Annotated in this window: 17 protein-coding genes, 1 tRNA gene and 1 riboswitch; of the genes, 7 read left to right on the top strand and 11 right to left on the bottom strand. The window is 52.4% G+C overall.

Translation table 11 applies throughout. The features are described 5' to 3' along the window. Positions 1–180 precede the first annotated feature (180 nt). Entirely contained in the window at positions 181–3666 is a 3486-nt protein-coding gene (locus tag ACTJI9_RS08915; RefSeq protein ID WP_440807338.1) for a PAS-domain containing protein, read from the top strand. A gap of 27 nt (positions 3667–3693) precedes the next feature. On the opposite strand, the gene ACTJI9_RS08910 is transcribed toward ACTJI9_RS08915, so the two are convergent. Beyond that, positions 3694–4356, bottom strand: coding sequence for a response regulator (locus ACTJI9_RS08910; protein ID WP_115051306.1), 663 nt, complete (start codon positions 4354–4356; stop codon positions 3694–3696). Positions 4357–4582: 226 nt separating this feature from the next. Here ACTJI9_RS08910 and pip point away from each other — a divergent pair, with 226 nt between their 5' ends. Then, complete coding sequence (pip, locus tag ACTJI9_RS08905; protein WP_440807334.1) at positions 4583–5533, top strand: prolyl aminopeptidase; 951 nt, start codon at positions 4583–4585, stop codon at positions 5531–5533. Between the two features lie 40 nt (positions 5534–5573). Here pip and ACTJI9_RS08900 read toward each other — a convergent pair whose 3' ends face one another. Next, positions 5574–6017 carry a VOC family protein gene (locus tag ACTJI9_RS08900; RefSeq protein ID WP_115051308.1) on the bottom strand — a complete coding sequence of 148 codons (444 nt, stop codon included), beginning with the start codon at positions 6015–6017 and terminating at the stop codon, positions 5574–5576. A 123-nt stretch (positions 6018–6140) separates the two neighbouring features. After that, positions 6141–6581, bottom strand: coding sequence for a hypothetical protein (locus tag ACTJI9_RS08895; protein ID WP_115051309.1), 441 nt, complete (start codon positions 6579–6581; stop codon positions 6141–6143). Positions 6582–6715: 134 nt separating this feature from the next. Here ACTJI9_RS08895 and ACTJI9_RS08890 point away from each other — a divergent pair, with 134 nt between their 5' ends. Together ACTJI9_RS08890 and ACTJI9_RS08885 are read left to right on the top strand one after the other, a co-directional pair. Then, positions 6716–7063, top strand: a complete 348-nt coding sequence (locus tag ACTJI9_RS08890) for a DUF952 domain-containing protein (protein WP_115051599.1) — start codon at positions 6716–6718, stop codon at positions 7061–7063. Then, positions 7060–8157 carry a quinone-dependent dihydroorotate dehydrogenase gene (locus ACTJI9_RS08885; protein ID WP_440807330.1) on the top strand — a complete coding sequence of 366 codons (1098 nt, stop codon included), beginning with the start codon at positions 7060–7062 and terminating at the stop codon, positions 8155–8157. The genes ACTJI9_RS08890 and ACTJI9_RS08885 overlap by 4 nt, the downstream gene beginning before the upstream one ends. Here ACTJI9_RS08885 and ACTJI9_RS08880 read toward each other — a convergent pair. From ACTJI9_RS08880 to ACTJI9_RS08860, 5 genes are all read right to left on the bottom strand, one after another. After that, complete coding sequence (locus tag ACTJI9_RS08880; RefSeq protein ID WP_440807327.1) at positions 8154–9509, bottom strand: MATE family efflux transporter; 1356 nt, start codon at positions 9507–9509, stop codon at positions 8154–8156. The genes ACTJI9_RS08885 and ACTJI9_RS08880 overlap by 4 nt on opposite strands. Positions 9510–9598: 89 nt before the next feature. Then, on the bottom strand, positions 9599–10093 hold the full coding sequence (locus ACTJI9_RS08875; protein ID WP_115051312.1) for a CAP domain-containing protein: 495 nt from the start codon (positions 10091–10093) through the stop codon (positions 9599–9601). Between the two features lie 86 nt (positions 10094–10179). Then, entirely contained in the window at positions 10180–10446 is a 267-nt protein-coding gene (locus ACTJI9_RS08870; protein WP_115051313.1) for a DUF6460 domain-containing protein, read from the bottom strand. 93 nt (positions 10447–10539) lie between these two features. Beyond that, positions 10540–10613 (bottom strand) — tRNA-Gly (locus tag ACTJI9_RS08865). A gap of 60 nt (positions 10614–10673) precedes the next feature. Further along, positions 10674–11765 carry a 2'-deoxycytidine 5'-triphosphate deaminase gene (locus ACTJI9_RS08860; protein ID WP_440807323.1) on the bottom strand — a complete coding sequence of 364 codons (1092 nt, stop codon included), beginning with the start codon at positions 11763–11765 and terminating at the stop codon, positions 10674–10676. An 82-nt stretch (positions 11766–11847) separates the two neighbouring features. Continuing rightward, positions 11848–11927, top strand: a riboswitch (SAM riboswitch). 61 nt (positions 11928–11988) lie between these two features. Between ACTJI9_RS08860 and ACTJI9_RS08855 the strand changes: the two genes are divergently transcribed. The 3 genes from ACTJI9_RS08855 (at position 11989) to ACTJI9_RS08845 (ending at position 14121) form a co-directional block, all read left to right on the top strand. Next, positions 11989–13197, top strand: coding sequence for an O-succinylhomoserine sulfhydrylase (locus ACTJI9_RS08855; RefSeq protein ID WP_440807320.1), 1209 nt, complete (start codon positions 11989–11991; stop codon positions 13195–13197). A gap of 220 nt (positions 13198–13417) precedes the next feature. Continuing rightward, a complete protein-coding gene (apaG, locus tag ACTJI9_RS08850) occupies positions 13418–13810 on the top strand; it encodes a Co2+/Mg2+ efflux protein ApaG (RefSeq protein ID WP_336440620.1) in 393 nt (130 codons plus the stop codon). 14 nt (positions 13811–13824) lie between these two features. Continuing rightward, entirely contained in the window at positions 13825–14121 is a 297-nt protein-coding gene (locus ACTJI9_RS08845; protein WP_307282669.1) for a hypothetical protein, read from the top strand. A gap of 11 nt (positions 14122–14132) precedes the next feature. On the opposite strand, the gene ACTJI9_RS08840 is transcribed toward ACTJI9_RS08845, so the two are convergent. The 3 genes from ACTJI9_RS08840 to argF are packed head-to-tail and all read right to left on the bottom strand — an operon-like array spanning position 14133 to position 16292. Then, complete coding sequence (locus ACTJI9_RS08840; RefSeq protein ID WP_115051318.1) at positions 14133–14345, bottom strand: alkylphosphonate utilization protein; 213 nt, start codon at positions 14343–14345, stop codon at positions 14133–14135. Positions 14346–14356: 11 nt separating this feature from the next. Then, positions 14357–15409: an Hsp33 family molecular chaperone gene (locus ACTJI9_RS08835; protein WP_440807317.1), complete on the bottom strand. Its 1053-nt coding sequence runs from the start codon at positions 15407–15409 to the stop codon at positions 14357–14359. Then, positions 15354–16292 (bottom strand): ornithine carbamoyltransferase, encoded by a 939-nt coding sequence (argF, locus tag ACTJI9_RS08830; protein ID WP_115051319.1) that lies wholly within the window; start codon positions 16290–16292, stop codon positions 15354–15356. Before argF ends, ACTJI9_RS08835 begins: the two co-directional genes overlap by 56 nt. Positions 16293–16301: the final 9 nt, after the last annotated feature.

Here is a 16301-nt window from a genome sequence, read left to right as displayed (position 1 = left end):
GTATTGTGTGATAAAGCGAATCATCCGCCCCAGATAGTCTTTATTCCAAGCGCCACACTACCAGAATTTGCGTATTAATTAATAGACCGGTTGAATGTTTCTACAGCTGATTTGCCGGCTGACTCGCTTGCTTCAGCGTAAATCACTCAACGTTTTCGGCCCAATACGGGGACATAGCGAATGGCAAGCTGGACCGCGATAATCGTCGCGATTCTCTACTTCTCGATACAATTCTGTACGATCTACATTACGGATCATCAGAGCGAAGCCACAATAAACCGATCACGCCCATTGCTATATTCACTCGCAATTGCCGCGAGTGGCAGTAGTTGGCTCTATTACGGGTCGACGGGCTACGCTGTACTGCATGGCATAGAATTTGTTGGTCTGTATGTGGGAATTCTACTGATCTTTACTGTCGGCTTCCCCTTCCTGCTCAAATTGCGACAGTTGGCGCGGGCAGAAGGTATCACTTCGATTTCCGACATGATTGGTGCGCGATACGGTAAAAGCTTCCTGGTGGCCGCCGTCGTAACATCCATCACGACCGTGGGTTTAATCCCCTATTTCGCCCTGTTGATGAGTTCGATTCACTACCTCTTCGACGTGCTGGCAGGCGCTTATACGCCGCAAACCGGCCATGACCACACCGACCACCTTGTCGTCCCATTTTTGTTTATCGCACTGATCGCCGTGTTCATTGTCTTTTACAGCGGTCGATCCAATCCTTCAGCAGAGCGCTACAATGGAATCGTTCATAGCTTGGCCTTGGACACTGTGATCAAATATGCGGCGATTTTATCCATTGGAATAGCCACTGCCACTTGGCTCTTCGGCTCGCCGTCAGAAATTCTTGCTATGATTTCGACCAATCCAAGCCACATAACCGCTCTCAAGCATGAGTTTTCCATTGGGGACTTCATCAGTCTTGTCATATTCGGAGTGTCTTCAGTATTTCTTCTCCCCAGTCAATTTCATCTCATCATCGTTCAAAACAGGAATGATAGCGAGCTGCGCACGGCCCGCTGGTTCATTTCGGCAACCATGCTGGTCCTTGGAGTTTTCATCTTTCTCATAGCGACTGTTGGCTCGATCGTTCTTCCGGCCAATGCTTCCGTCGACTTCTATTTCCTGGCGCTGCCTGTGGCCGCAGGACAATTCTGGCTGGCAATAATCGGGGTTGCGGGCGGGTTGGCAGCAGCCGCGACAATGATGCTGTTTCCATCGATATTATTGTCCGTCATGATTTCAAATGACCTGCTTTTGCCGCTTGTTCTGAAACGGACATCGGTGGGCACAAATGCAGCCAAGGATTATTCAAAAATCATTCTTGGGCTCCGCCGCGTCGTTGTTTTCGCGATTCTTCTGGCCGCATTCGGCTATCAATTTGTCCTTTCGGTGCATGTGAGCTTTGCATCACTGATACTTATCTCCGCCACGGCCATGATCCAGCTTGCTCCTGCCTTTTTGGGTGGAATGCTGTGGAGCCGTGCCAATGCGCGCGGCGTTTTTCTTGGCATATTCGGAGGCATTTCCATCTGGTTGTACACGATGGCCCTGCCAAGTCTCGTGCCGATGGATTCCAGTCTTCTCACCAATGGCCCATTCGGCATTGTAACGCTACGACCACAGGCCTTGTTTGGCTTCGAGACATCCGAACTGGTCAATAGTCTCTTCTGGACGCTGGTGGTGAATGTTGCGCTCTTCATCCTCGGATCGGTTTCCAGAACCGCTACTCCAAGCGAACGCATCCAGGCATCGATATTCATTGCAGATAAGGTTCATTCAAAAAACCCACTCAATAGTGTGGAATCGAACCTCACGGTCAGGCAATTGAAGGCTACGCTGGCAAAATATATTGGCAGCGCGCAGACGGAATTTGCTTTCAACAATTTCTACAAACAGTCGAACATCACGCTGGGCGATGATGAACCGGCGGACTTTAACACCATACATTTTGCCGAACAGTTTTTGTCCGGCATCGTTGGGCCACCATCAGCCCGACTGATCTTGTCGCTGGCGATGGGACCGGCCAGCACAGCGCAACGGCAGGCGCAAATTCTGCTGGATCACGCTACCGATGCCTTCTCGCAGAACCGCCAGCTTCTCCAGACCGCTTTGGACCAGATGGATCAGGGAATTGGCGTCTTCGACAGTCAATATCGCTTGAGCTGCTGGAATTTGCAGTTTCAACTCACTTTGGATTTGCTCAGTGAACAACAGCGGATGGGGACACCGCTCGACCGGATTCTGACCGCATTATTTCGCAATGGGGATAGTTTGAACACGCAACAGCCGCTCAATATGGACGCGTTCATCAATGCCAAAGAACCCCTGCGCGTGAAGCTCCGAATCAGCGGAAAAACCATCGAAATTCGCTCCAACGCCATGCCTGACGGCGGATTGGTTGCTACCTTCACTGATATCAGCGACACCATCAATGCTGATGAATTACTGCGGCAAACAAACGAGTCTCTCGAACAGCGCGTGCGCGATCGCACAAGCGAACTGACATTGGCCAATCAGCAATTGGCGAAGGCCCAAAAGCGTGCGGAAGAGGCCAATATCGAGAAAACCCGTTTCCTGGCAGATGCCGGCCACGATATTCTTCAACCGTTAAATGCCGCGCGCCTTTACTCATCGGCATTGATCGAACGCTTGGGCGATTTGCGTGAGCGAGAGCTTGTACAAAATGTTGACTCATCGCTTGAAGCTGTCGAGTCCATCATCAGTGCACTCCTCGATATTTCCCGGCTGGATACGGGCGCATTGAAACCGGTCATGTCTGTCTTTCGCCTTGATCCGCTCCTGCAGCAGATAGTCAGGGATTTTGCTCCCGCAGCGCGTGAAAAAGGGCTGGATCTTCGCCTCGTGCAAACCTCTGCTATCGTAACGACGGATCGCAACTTGCTGCGACGTCTGATCCAAAACCTGATTTCCAATGCGATTAAATACAGCCGAAGCGGCAAAATATTGGTGGGCATGCGTAAACGCGGCCAATCTGCACAGCTGAGTGTCTGTGACACAGGCATAGGTATTGCCCAGTCAAAACTCGATTATATTTTCCATGAGTTTGCCCGGTTATCAGAAGGCATGAAAGAATCTGATGGACTTGGCCTTGGTCTGTCTATCGTGGAACGGATTGGCAAAATCCTTGACTTGGGTATCAACGTACAGTCGGTTGTCGGCAAGGGCTCGATATTTTCAGTCACGATGCCGCTTTCCGATAAACTTGCCTTATCCTCCAGTGAAACCGCGTCCACACTGCGTCCAGCGAGTTCGCTGACAGGAATGCGCATAGTCTGCATTGACGATAATGCGGATTCGCTGGCTGGTCTGCAAGAACTGTTGAATGCCTGGGGTTGCAGCATAGTGGCATTTCGAACGGGCAAAGCAGTCCTGGAGTATTGTTCTAAAAACAAGTCCCCGCCTGATGCTATTCTGGCTGACTATAATCTCGAGGACGAGAACGGACTCGACGTCATTCAATCGGCAAGGGACTATTATGGCAGTGATATTGATGCGGCGTTGATTACAGCCGACAGATCTGAAGAGGTCCAGCGCCGGACAGCCGCATTGGGTGTATCGCTGATCAACAAGCCAGTGCGGCCAGCCATATTGCGCGCGCTGCTCTCACATTTCCGGCAAAGTATCGCAGCCGAGTGATCCTCGAAGGTTAGGCCAAATTTTACTCTAGCCCTGTGGCAGTTCCACCGGTTGCATTTCGTCCCTGAACCGGGCCAGCCTGATAACGGCTTGGGTGCGACTTTCCACGCCCAGTTTGTAAAGCACCGCAGAAACGTGGGCCTTGATTGTGGCTTCTGACACATTCAGGTCATGGGCGATCTGCTTGTTCAGCATTCCATCCGCCATCATATCGAGCACGCGCGCCTGCTGCGGCGTCAACTTGCGGATACACCGGATCAGATCGGCTAAATCGGCGTCCAATTCACCTTCTTCGCTTCCATCCAATGGGGACCAGATACCCCCGTCAAGAATGGTTTGCACGGCTGCATTAATGACATCTGGTGTGGAGGATTTGGAAATGAATCCGGAAGCGCCCAGTCCGAGCGCAGCCCGTATGGTTACCGGATCATCCGTGGCTGATACTATAGCTATCGGAACAAGTGGCTGCAGCGCCCGCAAGGTGATAAGACCGGTCATCCCACCAATGCCGTTCAATGAGAGATCCAGTAATACAAGATCAATCTCGGCCGATGACTCAATAAGACGCTTGGCACCATCAAGATCGCCAACTTCAATAATTTCTACATGTTCGTTTGAAGAGGAAAGCGCTAATTTTAAAGCGCCTCTAAACAAGGGATGGTCATCCACAATGACAATTGTATATTTCATAGTCCAAACGATCCCTTGGTATTGAAAATAACTGCAGTTATTAATGCGAAATATCTAATTCAAACGACTAAATCCAATTCATCTGATATATCAACTAGATTTTTACAGGTCGCAATTTTACTGCGCCCTACTCAAACCTATTAGGGTCAGAGAAATGAAATGCCTTGTTAAAATCTTATTCCCAAGCGATTATCGCTTGTGGGGAAAAGTTTGAAAGTAGAACTGGATGATCACACATACTCTCTACCCTGAGGCGCAGCCTTATTCGGAAGAAATGTTGGAAGTTTCCGAATTGCACACAATCCACGTGGAAGAGTGCGGTAATCCTGATGGCAAACCTGTCATCATGATTCACGGCGGTCCGGGTGGTGGGATAAACCCCACCATGCGTCGGCTGCACGACCCGGAACTTTATCGTATTATTCTGTTTGATCAGCGTGGTTGCGGAAAATCAACGCCCTATGCCGAATTGAATGAGAATACGACATGGGATCTGGTCGCCGACATGGAGCGTATTCGTGCGCATCTTGGCGTCGAGAAATGGCAAATATTCGGCGGATCATGGGGATCAACGCTTGCGCTGGCCTATGCGCAAACCCATCCTGAAAAAGTAACCGAACTTATCTTGCGCGGCATATTCCTTATTCGCCGCTTCGAGATTGATTGGTTCTATTCAAACGGTGCCAGCATTATATACCCGGATCGCTTCGAAGCGTATCAGGAGCATATTCCTGAAGAAGAGCGCGGCGATATGATCGCGGCCTATTACAAGCGCCTGACCGATCCTGATGAAGCTGTGCGCCTGGCTGCGGCCAAGCTGTGGGCGCGCTGGGAAGGTTCAGCCCTCTCCCTACTACCTGATCCCGCCAGAGCGGATGCCTTCGCCTCCGACCATTTCGCCATCGCTTTTGCGCGTATCGAATGCCATTACTTCCAGAACAAGGGCTTTTTCGATACGGATGATCATTTGCTGCGCAATGCACATCTGATCCGCGATATTCCAGGGATCATCGTGCATGGCCGTTACGACATGTGCACTCCCCTTCTGAACGCATGGCATTTAAAGAAGGTGTGGCCGGAAGCCGACTTGCGTATCGTGGAAGATGCGGGACATGCGGTAAGCGAACCCGGGATAGTGCATGAGCTTGTGGCGGCGACGAAACGCTTTGCCACCTGATGTCGGCAGTATAAAAGGCCGGCATCCATTTTCTGACCAGTCACGCTGCCAGATGCTTGCGGCGTGACTTGATGACCCAAATATGGCCGAACGGGTCGACCAGCACGCCAGCGCGATCGCCGCTCTCAAGCGTCTCCACTTCGTTGCGTGCCGTTCCACCTTCCGAGATTGCATGATGCATCACGCGATCCGCATCATCCACATGGATATCCAGCATAACGGGTGTTGCGCCAATAGCATGGGCAGAGCGAGGACCACCCAGCGAGGCATCAGCATCACGTTTCGGGTTGGCTCCCACAATCATAATTACCGATTCACCCATGCGTATTTCGGCGGCAATCAAAACACCGTCATGCAAATAAGGACGCCCCGCCAGTTTTGCCCCGAATACATTCTCATAAAAATCGAGGGCATCCTGCTGATCACCATGTCGCACAAAAAGCCTGATCGAAACCTCTCCAATCAATGTTGGTACGGCAAACATTTCATCGCTCCCAGAGAAGAATTCCAAGCGATAAAGGTGCACGAAGTTGCAGAACAAATCAAGAACAAATGCGATTCAATACACAATGCCTACTGCCAACTTACTGTCAAAAATCAAGGCATTTCAGGTCTTTTGCGGAACAGCCGGATTTGACGGCGCATCCTTGTTTTCGCCATCGAGTTCCTTGGCCAATCCCATGAAGCGCCGCATGAACTTTTCCATGTAGCTCAGGCCTTTTTCAAAATCCTCATCTGAAGGAAGATTATCGCGGACCACCGGCGGCAGCTTGCCGATTCCGGCCACCGTATCTTCCAGCTTGGCAACACGAGCCTTCAGATCGGCAATGTCTTCTTCGTAAAGCGTGCGTTCTTCCGCTGCAACTTTGCAGACCAGTTGGCCAAGCTTTTCATGACAGATCGACATTTCACCAGTTTTATTATTCATCCGGACATAACCGTCTGCGGTTTTCTCCAGCGAGTAACTTGTTGTTTCTTGTGCCGTTGCTGATCCTGCAAATAGCGATGCAGCAGCAAGAAAGGCGAATGGTGCGAGTGTGCGTGACATTGAGTTCCTCCAGCCTTTGCAGACGATCCATCATGATCAAACAATACGCCAAAAATCCGAAAACGACCGATATTTCTGTTATCGAGTGCAGTCTACGCTTTGCGCATGGCGGTTTTGCGTCTAGTAAATCTGTAATGACACAAATGATTTATAAGCTGACACCGCGTGCGCTTTGGCAGGTGGCCGAAAGTAAGGGTGTATTCGATGGCGCGCCTATCGACCATGCCGATGGCTATATCCATTTTTCGACAGCAGAGCAGGTTCGGGAAACGGCCGACAAGCATTTTGCCGGACAAGATAATCTGCTTCTGGTCGCTGTACGTGCCGACAGACTTGGTCAGGCGCTCAAATTCGAAGTATCGCGGGGCGGCGCCCTCTTCCCCCATCTTTATGCACTATTGCCGCTCGATGCTGTTGAATGGGTAAAGCCGCTGCCTCTCGGCAGTGATGGCAAACACATATTTCCGGAGCTAACGGCATGAGCGGCCTGTTTCAAACAATCGGTCGCAATCTGCTCTTCAAATTCGATCCGGAAGACGCTCACGGCCTTTCGATCAAGGCGCTCAAGACTGGCCTTGTCCCAGCCTGTGCCCCGATCAGCGACCCGGCATTGCGTGTCAACGTAGCGGGCCTCGACTTTCCCAACCCGCTTGGCATGGCGGCTGGCTATGACAAGAACGCTGAAATTCCCGATGCCTTGCTCAAGCTCGGATTTGGATTTGCTGAAGTCGGCACGTTGACGCCGCTGCCCCAGGCGGGCAACCCAAAGCCACGTATTTTCCGTCTTGTCGAGGACGAGGCAGTGATCAATCGCCTTGGTTTCAACAATGGCGGGCACGATGCTGCATTTAAACGTCTGAGTGAGCGACGCGGGCGCGGCGGTATTGTCGGCGTCAACATTGGCGCGAATAAAGATTCCTCTGATCGGATCGCCGATTATGTGGCGGGAATTCGCAAGTTCCATGATCTTGCAAGCTATTTCACCGTCAATATTTCATCACCAAACACGCCCGGCTTGCGGGATTTGCAAACTCGAGACAGCCTGAAAGAGTTGCTTGGCAAAGTTCTGGAAACGCGTGACGATCTCGCTGCGCGCTCTGGAGTCAAACGACCGGTTTTTCTCAAGATTGCACCGGATTTGCCCGATGCCAGCCTTGATGACATCGCGGCGGAAATTGCCTTGCATCCGCTCGATGGGCTTATCATTTCCAATACGACATTGGCTCGATCTGGCTTGAAGAATACCGGCAACGCTGCCCAATCCGGCGGCCTCTCAGGCCGTCCTGTTTTTGAGCGTTCAACGATCATACTCGCCAAAATGCGCCAGCGGGTCGGCGTACGCCTTCCCATCATAGGCGTGGGCGGTATAGACAGCGCTGCAGCGGCGATCAGCAAAGTTCGCGCAGGAGCTGATCTTGTGCAACTTTATACCAGTATGATCTACCAAGGGCCGGGTCTTGCAGGCCAGATCATCAAGGAAATTTCGGCGATCATGCGCAGGGAAGCTATCTCCAATATTGCAGAATTGCGCGATCGCGATGTCAATGATTGGGCATCAAGAAGCACCCCGGACTAATCGGCAAACTGTACGCGTGCTCTGCTGGGCAGGATGTATAAGAGCGATATTCCACGCAGTCCGAGAAACAGGTATAAGGCAAGCCATAGCCCGTGATTGCCCAAATATTTCGGCAATATGAAGTAGGCCACAAAATAGCCCAGCAATGACAGAACCATCATGTTGCGCATATCGCGTGACCAGGTTGCGCCGATAAACACGCCGTCCATATGGAACGCTAACAGGCCGACGACCGGCGATAGGGCCGCCCAGGGCAAATAGATCGCGGCAAGAGCCTGCACTTCCGGTGATTTTATCAGCACCGCGACAATGGCATTGCCATAGATCAGAAAAAACAACGCCATGAGGGATGCCAGCACCATCCCCCACAAAAATGACAGCCTGATACCACGGTCAAATGCCGGGCGATAATGCGCACCCACGGCCCGCCCGGCAATCTGTTCTGCGGCAGTGGTAACGCCGTCGATCAAATTGCCCGAGATCAGCAGGAAATTCATCAGGACAGCATTGGTCGCAAGCGTTACAGCGCCTGCTTCCGTCCCTGCGCGCGTGAAATAGGTATAGGCGATCAACAGGAAGAACGAACGCAACATGATATCGCGGTTGACGGTAAACATCCTGCGTATTTCGTGCATATCCAGAATGCGCGCGCGGGATGGATTGGGTACAGCACGAAACTGCCTGTAAACGAGGGCGAGCCCGACAAGAAGCGCGGCGGTTTCGCCAAGCACTGTGCCCCATGCAATACCCACAACGCCCCATCCCATAACAAGTCCGAGCCAGATCGTCATGATGACATTGATGCCGTTCAGCAGGAATTGAAGATAAAGACCCTGCATCGCCTTGCCTTGCCCCAAAAGGAGGCCGAGCACCACAAAATTGCCAAGCGCCATGGGCGAGGAAAGCAGCCGGATCGATACATATGTCGATATGGCATCGGCGATTGCCTTACCCGGATTCATGAAGCTGATCGTAGCACTGAGGATAAGTGGCGTTGCCGCTATAAAGACGAGTCCCGCAACAACCGCGATGCCGATAGCGCGCCAGAAGACCGCCTGTTGCTCAATATTGTCGTGCCGCCCCATAGCTTGCGCAACCAGCCCGGTCGTCCCGGCGCGCAGGAAGTTCATGGTCGAAAACAGAAAATCGAAGACCAACGCCCCAATGGCAAGACCACCCAGCAAATGTGGATCACCAAGCTGACCAACCACGGCAGTATCGACGAGCCCCAGCAATGGCGTTGTCAGCGATGCCAGCATTACTGGAATGGTAATAGCCAACATGAGGCGATTCGTTACCTCAAAAGGGCGAATAGTTTTTGAACTGAGAACAGGTGGCGTATCGATCATCATCTATGGCACCGGCATTGCAACCGGAATCAGCTGCTGTTTCTCTATGCCACCGCGCATCAAACCTTGCCAGAGTAATTGCGACAACCACCTTAGCTTGCAAGAACCAGCGCCCAGTATCGCTCTCCGCTACCACCCTTTGCCTCGGCATAGGCCAAGCCATAGCGTTTGAAACGAGCATCCAGCATATTGCGACGATGCGGCGGGGACGCCATCCACATCGCGAAAAGCCGATCGATGTCCATGCGCCCCATTGCAATATTCTCTGCAGCGGCACCATGAATTTCGTTGGTCTTGACCCGTGCTTCGAAACTCTTTCCCCAGCCCGTGGTGTGAACCATGCGCCCGGCCTTCGCCATATAGGCTGCCTGTTGCCCGGCGGCTCGCTCCAGAATGGCATCGCTCTCCAAACCAGAAAGTCCATTGCCGTTACGAATATTATTGATGTTTGCGCTCGCAGAAGCCGAAGCGCCCATGCTGTTTCCGGCAGGCCCGATGGTCTGACAGGCGGCCAGCGGGAGCAAGGTTCCAACGGCAGCCAGACCGATAAAGTGGCGGCGGGAAATTTGAAAACTGGTGTTTGGCATGAGCAACCCTTGAATATCGAGCGCATGCGGGTAGCGCCCAATTATGGCTGCTTCACGTTAAAGCTGCTGTGCAAGTAATTTTTGTTTTACCGGCGGTAATTCAAAATCCGCAGGATGATGAAACATGGAACAACAACCGCTGCTCCAAGCAGCAAGTAGGATGCAAAACCTTCAATCGCCCCGAATCCGAGATTCCAGATACGCCGGACGAAGTTTTCGACCCCGTAAACAATATCCATCGGTGACCAATTGAAGGCGCTCATGACGACGCCAACAACCAGCGAAACAATTATCAGTTTCAGCAATACCCTTCCCGGCGTATCTCCCAAGAAACGGTTTGTGCGTTCTGACATTTTAACTCCGGGGCTCGCTCTTCATCGCGATAACTCTTATGGCCTTTGCAGACTGCAATCAAGGCGGAGCTATCAGGCTTGAAGGTTTCAATCTGGAGCGGGTGAAGGGAATCGAACCCTCGTATTCAGCTTGGGAAGCTGCTGCTCTACCATTGAGCTACACCCGCATGACCTTATCAGGACCGGTTGAGCCCGGCTTTGTCAAGCCGGGCTTTAGCACCGTAAGTCTATTTGAAATGCTTGGAGAGTTTCAAGCCTTGAGCCTGATAGTTTGAACCGAGGTCGGTGCCGTAAAGCGCGGCTGGGCGTTCCAGCATATGCTCGTAGATCAGTCTTCCAACGATCTGCCCATGTTCAAGAATGAACGGCACCTCATGGCTGCGCACTTCCAGCACAGCACGGCTTCCTGTGCCTCCGGTAGCGGTATGTCCAAAGCCCGGATCGAAGAACCCTGCATAGTGAACACGGAACTCACCAACCAGAGGATCAAAGGGCGTCATTTCAGCCGCATAGAGGGGGGGGACATGCACTGCCTCCCGGGAAACTAGAATATAGAACTCGTCTGGATCGAGCACGAGCTCACGCGCACCGCGATCATGGATTGGTTCCCAAAAATCGAACAGATCGTGAGCGCCGCGCTTGTCGACATCGACCACGCCCGTATGATGCTTGCCGCGATAACCGACCAGCCCGTTTGCATCGCCTGTCAGATCGATAGAAAGCGCTATACCTCCGCCCGATATATTCGGCGTCTCCGAAGCCACCAATATTTCATTGGCATGGAGCGCTGTCAGCTCAACTTCTTCCAATTGCGCCCTGCCTGTACGAAAACGTATCTGTGACAGCCTGGAGCCTGCTCTTGCAACGATAGGGAATGTGCGCGGGCTGACTTCCAGATAAAGTGGCCCCTTGTACCCTGCGGGCACCTTGTCGAATTCCTGCGCACCGTCGACTATGACACGTGTGAAAATGTCGAGCCTGCCAGTTGAGCTTTTCGGATTGGCTGAAGCAGAAATATCCGGCGGAAGATCGAGGCTTTCCAGAAGCGGGACGATATAGACACAGCCCGTTTCAAGAACAGCGCCCTCGCTCAGGTCGATCTCGTGCAGCTTTAGACGCTCCAGCTTCGACAAGACAGCCGTTCCAGGCCCCGGCATGAAACTGGCGCGCACCCGATAGGCTTTGGTTCCAAGCCGCAAATCCAGGCTCGCCGGTTGAATTTGATCGCTGTCAAAATCACGCGCAGTCTTTAGCGACCCCGCCTGATACAATGCCCTGATACCGTTATCGGCAAGAATGCCCGCTTGGTGTCTGCTCATGTTAGCCGTTCAACCCCGTAAAACATGAGGAAAGCTTTAGCGTTTCACCCCGTTGACGCAAGCGCCAGAGAGGATTAAAGCAGTTTTATCCCGTGGTGATTTGGCCGGCCGGCTTGCAGCCACGTAAAATAATTTGCTAAAAGAGGCCCGGTATCGTTCCGGCCTTTTTGCGAGACACGCAAGGCCGGTTTTTTATTGCCTGATCAGGCAGATTGAGAAGACGATGCCAGAAGATACAAAAATCGGGAACATTACCCGCACGCTCCGCCCTGCCACTCAGCTCGTTCATGCCGGAACGCTTCGCTCCGGTTTTGGCGAGACATCCGAATCCCTGTTTCTGACGCAAGGGTTTGTCTATCCCAATGCGGAGGCGGCGGAAGCCCGTTTCAAGGGCGAAGAACCCGGTTTCATTTATTCGCGCTATGCCAACCCTACGACAGACATGTTTGAAAAGCGCATGTGCGCCCTCGAGGGTGCCGAAGATGCACGCGCCACTGCATCGGGCATGGCAGCGGTCGCAGCGGCCATTATCTGTCAGGTCAAGGCCGGTGATCACGTGCTGGCCGCCCGCGCCATGTTCGGCTCGTGTCGGTATATCATCGAGACATTGTTGCCGCGCTATGGCGTGGACTTCACCTTGATCGACGGTTCCAAAATTGAGAATTGGCAAAATGCCATTCGGCCGAATACAAAGGTCCTGTTCCTGGAGAGCCCGACAAATCCAACGCTTGAAGTCATTGATATCAGCGCGGTGGCAGACGTCGCCAATTCAGTTGGCGCAAAACTTATCGTCGACAATGTGTTTGCCACACCGCTCTTCCAGAAGCCGCTCGAACTTGGCGCGCATATCGTCGTTTATTCAACGACCAAGCATATTGATGGACAAGGCCGTTGCCTCGGCGGCATGATCCTTTCGGACAAGGCATGGATCGACGAAAACCTGCATGAATATTTCCGCCATACTGGTCCGGGCCTGAGCCCATTCAATTCATGGGTGATGCTCAAGGGTCTGGAAACACTATCCGTTCGTGTTCGGCAGCAAACTGAAAGTGCTGCGAAAATCGCAGACTTCCTTTCCACCCATTCCGCGATCTCGAAAGTCATCTATCCGGGGCGTGCGGACCATCCGCAAGCCGATATTATTTCCCGGCAGATGAAGGGCGGCTCCACTTTGCTTGCCTTTGAAGTAAAGGGCGGCAAAAAGGCAGCATTCAAATTTGAGAATGCTCTTGAGATTGTCCTGATTTCCAACAATCTGGGCGATTCAAAAAGCCTCGTTACGCATCCGACGACGACAACCCATAAGAACCTTACCGACGAAGCGCGGGCTGAGCTCGGAATTTCCGACGGATTATTGCGCTTGTCTGTCGGGCTGGAAGATGCTGACGACCTGATCGAAGATCTCGACATTGCATTGAAGGCTACTCTTTGATCGGGTAGCTGTCGCGCCGGGAATGAAACCGGCGCGGTTTGTCTCATTTGAAGCTCCCAAGCTGCGATCACAAATGATTTAGATTGAGAAGGTTGACGTCACGGCTTTGAGCCGTGATATCAAATACATACGTCACGATGATTGTACTGATCGCGGATACTTCAATTGCGCGTAATGCTTTCCGGATGAGATGGAGAAGGCTCACGCGATGAGAGCAGGAATGTATAAAGCCACCACGTGCGACATAGAGGTTAGTGTCGAACCGTTTTATCTGGAGGAGCAATCCGACCCGGCCGCTAACCATTATGTGTGGGGCTATCGTATAACCATCGCCAATGAATCTGAGCGTACGGTACAATTGCGCTCCCGGTACTGGAAGATAACCGATGCCCATGGCCGCGTGGAAGAAGTAAGCGGCGCTGGCGTTATTGGAGAACAGCCCGTACTCAATCCAGGAGACAGTTTTCAGTATTCATCTGGTTGTCCGCTCAAAACCGCTTCGGGCGTCATGGTTGGACACTATGTCATGCAAACCAATGGCGGAGATCGTTTCAACATAGAGATTCCAGCATTTTCGCTTGATCTTCCCGATCAATTGCGGACATTAAACTGATTATGGAAGAAACGATGCAGGAAACCAACCGAACCCAATCGCCTTACATCAAGGCGCTTAGCTGCTCCGCCATTGCCTTGTTGGTTGGACTTACCGCGCTTTTTTTCGGATTTCGGCTTCCAAGCTTTACCACAAATGCAGAAGCCGCCAGCCAGCTCGTGGCACTCGTTGCCGTGCCCGGATTGATCGTTGGCCTGCTGGCCAAGAAGTCAACCCGGCCATGGCCGCTGTGGCTGATCGTCAGCGCCTTTATCGTCCTGTTGATTGTGGTAACGATCGCACATGAAATGACGGCCGAGTTTCGAGCCTAGGCTCTCACAGGTCAGGCCTTCTTGACGAACTCTGTCTTTAACACGAGCCCTTTTACCTGCTTCGTATTGCACTCAATTTCACCGTCGCGGCCATTCAAGCGGATATTCTTGACCAAGGTTCCCCGCTTGATTGTTTCCGACGTACCCTTAACTTTGAGATCCTTGATCAAGGTTACAGAATCGCCGTCGGTCAGTTCGGCGCCGTTACTATCCCTGATTGTCATAATGCGAATTCCTAGTTTTTTGGCAGAAATTCTGCTGGATCGAAATCATATTGTGTCGAGCAAAATTCGCAGGTAACGCTGATTTTGCCTTCCTCGATACTGTCATTGATTTCTTCAGCTGTGAAACCTGAAAGAACCCCGGCAATCTTCTCGCGAGAGCAGGAACAATCATCATTGACCGGAACCGCGTCGAAAACCCGGACGCCCCGTTCGTGGAAAAGGCGATAGAGCAATCGCTCCGCGCCCACCTGCGGATCAGTAAGCTCTGAGCTTTCGATCGTGGAAACCAGCGCCTTTACTTCCGCCCAATCATCATCCTCGAAGAGTTCGGCATCATCTTCAGAATCGCCATTCGGAGCATCGCCAGCAGGCAGATCACGCTGCCGCATGCGCAACTCAGACTCGGGAAGGAATTGGACAATCAAGCCGCCAGCACGCCATTGCTCAACAGGCTTGCCATCTTCTCCGCGCTCGATCAACTTGGCGACCGACAACCGCAAATCGGTAGGAATCTGCTCCGACTGACGAAAGTAGGTTTTCGCGATTTCTTCAAGATTGGAACCGTCAAGCGCGACAATGCCCTGATATCGCTGCGAATACTCGCCCTGATCCACGGTCAATGCCAGCGTGCCGCTGCCCATGAGTTCGACCTGGGAAAGCTCGTCCGCTTCAATCGCATCAGCAAGACGTTCTTCATCATAGCGTGCATAGGCACGCACAGAATTCGGGGTGCGGAAATCAACAACCAGCATGTCGACGGGACCGTCTGACTGCGATTGAAAAATGAACTTGCCTTCAAATTTCAATGAAGTGCCGAGCAGGACAGTCAGAACAATCGCCTCAGCCAGGAGTTGCGCAACAGGATCAGGATAATCGTGGCGGCTCAATATATCATGCAGCGCAGGCCCAAGCTGGACCGCTCGACCGCGGGCATCCAGACCCTGAACCTGAAACGGGACTACAGCGTCATCGCCTGCAAATACATATTCATCGGGAAAGCTTGATGATTCAGACACCAGGGCGCCCTCCTTCAAGACACCATGCGAGAATGGCCTTTTGCGCATGCAACCGGTTTTCAGCCTCATCGAAAACCACCGAGTGCGGTCCGTCAATAACAGAATCCGTAACTTCCTCGCCCCGGTGCGCGGGCAGACAATGCATGAACAATGCATCAGGGTTTGCATGCTTCATCAACGCATCATTGACCTGATAGGGCATGAATACATTGTGACCACGGGCGCGGTTTTCCTGCCCCATGGAAACCCAGGTATCGGTGACAATACAATCCACACCTTCAACAGCAGCAACAGGATCGGTGGTAAGCTTGATCTTGCCCCCGGCATTACGCGCCCAATCGAGATATTTCCGCTCCGGCTCACTGCCGTCGGGCGTCGCAATATTCAGATTGAAGTCAAATCGCGCTGCCGCTTCGACCAATGAATGCAGAACATTGTTGCCATCGCCTGTCCAGGCAAACGTCTTGCCCTTGACGGGGCCGCGATGCTCTTCAAACGTCATGATATCAGCCATGATCTGACAGGGGTGCGTATCATCGGTCAGCGCATTGATAACCGGCACAGTGGCATTTTCCGCCATCTCGATGAGCCGTTCATGGGTTGTCGTACGCATCATGATAATATCGACATAACGCGACAAAACCTTGGCGGTGTCGGCAATGGTTTCGCTACGCCCCAGCTGCATTTCCGAGCCGGTCAGCATAAGTGTTTCACCACCGAGCTGACGCATGCCAACATCGAAAGACACGCGAGTACGGGTCGATGGCTTGTCGAAAATCATCGCCAACACCTTACCGGCGAATGGCTTTTCAATATTGCCGGATTTCAAGCGCGTCTTGCGCGCGCGCGCATCGTCAAGAATAAGCCTAAGATCGCCTGATGAAAGCGCCGAAAGATCCGTAAAGTGACGGAGATCCTGCTTGATTGTCATTGGATTACC

The sequence above is a fragment of the Phyllobacterium sp. 22552 genome, from assembly GCF_052044585.1.
Classification (GTDB): Bacteria; Pseudomonadota; Alphaproteobacteria; order Rhizobiales; family Rhizobiaceae; genus Phyllobacterium; species Phyllobacterium ifriqiyense.
Note: the sequence above shows the minus strand (reverse complement) of the source record. Positions and strands in the feature narration are given on the sequence as shown.

Excerpts from the sequence above, each read along its gene's own strand:
- ACTJI9_RS08915 (WP_440807338.1), top strand. The coding sequence starts at position 181 with ATGGCAAGCTGGACCGCGATAATCGTCGCGATTCTCTACTTCTCGATA.
- apaG (WP_336440620.1), top strand. The coding sequence starts at position 13,418 with ATGTATAAAGCCACCACGTGCGACATAGAGGTTAGTGTCGAACCGTTT.
- ACTJI9_RS08840 (WP_115051318.1), bottom strand. The coding sequence starts at position 14,345 with ATGACAATCAGGGATAGTAACGGCGCCGAACTGACCGACGGCGATTCT.
- ACTJI9_RS08845 (WP_307282669.1), top strand. The coding sequence starts at position 13,825 with ATGCAGGAAACCAACCGAACCCAATCGCCTTACATCAAGGCGCTTAGC.
- ACTJI9_RS08880 (WP_440807327.1), bottom strand. The coding sequence starts at position 9,509 with ATGATGATCGATACGCCACCTGTTCTCAGTTCAAAAACTATTCGCCCT.
- ACTJI9_RS08885 (WP_440807330.1), top strand. The coding sequence starts at position 7,060 with ATGAGCGGCCTGTTTCAAACAATCGGTCGCAATCTGCTCTTCAAATTC.
- ACTJI9_RS08835 (WP_440807317.1), bottom strand. The coding sequence starts at position 15,409 with ATGCGCAAAAGGCCATTCTCGCATGGTGTCTTGAAGGAGGGCGCCCTG.
- ACTJI9_RS08875 (WP_115051312.1), bottom strand. The coding sequence starts at position 10,093 with ATGCCAAACACCAGTTTTCAAATTTCCCGCCGCCACTTTATCGGTCTG.
- ACTJI9_RS08855 (WP_440807320.1), top strand. The coding sequence starts at position 11,989 with ATGCCAGAAGATACAAAAATCGGGAACATTACCCGCACGCTCCGCCCT.
- ACTJI9_RS08900 (WP_115051308.1), bottom strand. The coding sequence starts at position 6,017 with ATGTTTGCCGTACCAACATTGATTGGAGAGGTTTCGATCAGGCTTTTT.
- pip (WP_440807334.1), top strand. The coding sequence starts at position 4,583 with ATGATCACACATACTCTCTACCCTGAGGCGCAGCCTTATTCGGAAGAA.
- ACTJI9_RS08870 (WP_115051313.1), bottom strand. The coding sequence starts at position 10,446 with ATGTCAGAACGCACAAACCGTTTCTTGGGAGATACGCCGGGAAGGGTA.
- ACTJI9_RS08890 (WP_115051599.1), top strand. The coding sequence starts at position 6,716 with ATGACACAAATGATTTATAAGCTGACACCGCGTGCGCTTTGGCAGGTG.
- ACTJI9_RS08910 (WP_115051306.1), bottom strand. The coding sequence starts at position 4,356 with ATGAAATATACAATTGTCATTGTGGATGACCATCCCTTGTTTAGAGGC.
- argF (WP_115051319.1), bottom strand. The coding sequence starts at position 16,292 with ATGACAATCAAGCAGGATCTCCGTCACTTTACGGATCTTTCGGCGCTT.
- ACTJI9_RS08860 (WP_440807323.1), bottom strand. The coding sequence starts at position 11,765 with ATGAGCAGACACCAAGCGGGCATTCTTGCCGATAACGGTATCAGGGCA.
- ACTJI9_RS08895 (WP_115051309.1), bottom strand. The coding sequence starts at position 6,581 with ATGTCACGCACACTCGCACCATTCGCCTTTCTTGCTGCTGCATCGCTA.